At 54.3% G+C, this 1,623-nt stretch carries 1 protein-coding gene; it reads left to right on the top strand.

The genetic code is table 11. The features are described from left to right. Window positions 1-15: 15 nt before the first annotated feature. The coding region (locus MWU61_RS19655; protein WP_348645611.1) for a calcium-binding protein at window positions 16-1,623 on the top strand (1,608 nt) is incomplete at its 3' end.

Consider the following 1,623-nt stretch of genomic DNA (forward strand, 5'->3'; position numbering starts at 1 on the left):
TATTCTGGGCTTACGGTGAGCGATCCAACTGAGCTCACGACGGCTCTTTATCTGTTTTCATCTCCGAATAGCCACTCGCGCAACCAGATCAACATTCGTGACACTGACGGCGTCCTGCAGCGCCATACGGTGAATGGTTTTGAGGCTTTCGCCATCACAGGCAGTGACGGCTATGACCGTATCCAGACCGAGAAAGAGTTCGCGGGGGATGATTGGGTCAGCGGGCTTGGCGGCAATGATTACATTTCAACGTACGACGGTGATGATACGATCTATGGTGGTGCTGGCGACGACACCATTGATGCTGGTGATGGCGCTGATCGCGTTTATGGCGGTGAAGGTGACGACACTATTACGAATGTGACACTGGTTGACCGCGTGTCTGGTGGCTCTGGTGCGGACGAGATTAGGTTGGCACTCCAAGATCGTACGACGGGCGCTGATATTAATTTCACAACGGGTCAGAACGGCGCGTGGAGTGAAGTTGAAGTCTTCGGCGGTACACTGACCGCGCATGACGATACGGTGATTGCAGGCGAGCTGGGTGCGGCGCTTTATGGCGGCGCGGGTTGGGACCACCTGACGTTAGACTATTCTGGGCTTACGGTCAGCGATCCAGCTGTGTCCGCAACAACCCTATATCTGTTTTCAACTCCGGGCAGCTATTCGCGCAACGAGATCAATATTCGTAACACTGACGGCGTCCTGCAGCGCCATACGGTGAATGGCTTTGAGGCTTTCGCAATCACGGGCAGCGAAGGCTATGATCGTATCCACACTGAGACAGAGTTCGCGGGTGATGATTGGGTCAGCGGGCTTGGCGGCAATGATTACATTTCAACGTACGACGGTGATGATACGATCTATGGTGGTGCTGGCGACGACACCATTGATGCTGGTGATGGCGCTGATCGCGTTTATGGCGGTGAAGGTTTCGACAGATTAATATATTCGCGATCAGAGCTAAGCGCGGGTGAAACGCTGTTTCTTGATATGGGTGCTGGTGCAGACTTTACGCTGAGCGATGGCACGCAGGTCTCGGGGATCGAAGAGCTGGATTTGCGGCTTGGTGGGGGCGTTCACGATATCACTATGGTGATGTCACAGATCGGCAACCAATATGTTCAGATCACTAATGATACGGATGTTGACCGTTTCACCGCTGACTTTAGCGGGTTCAGCGATGCTGTTGATTGGCGGATTGAAAATACATCGAATGGTCAAGGCTCGTTTCTGGGTGTCTACAACAATGACTTAGTCCGTACATCACGCTTTGAGGCGTATACTGTGACTGGCGGCAGCGCGGGTGACCGTCTGACGACTGGAGCGTTCAATGACAGCCTCATTGGTGGTGCTGGCAACGACACGCTAAATGCAGGCACGGGGGAGGACTACCTCGAGGGCGGAGTTGGCGATGACACGATCTATGCGGGTGATGGAGCCGATACGATCTTTGGTGGTGCTGGGTTTGACCGGTTGCAAGCGGTGCGATCAGAGCTAAGCGCGGGTGAAACGCTGTTTCTTGATATGGGTGCTGGTGCAGACTTTACGCTGAGCGATGGCACGCAGGTCTCGGGGATCGAAGAGCTGGATTTGCGGCTTGGTGGGGGCGTTCACGATATC

Source organism: Loktanella sp. F6476L, assembly GCF_023015725.1.
Classification (GTDB): Bacteria; Pseudomonadota; Alphaproteobacteria; order Rhodobacterales; family Rhodobacteraceae; genus Yoonia.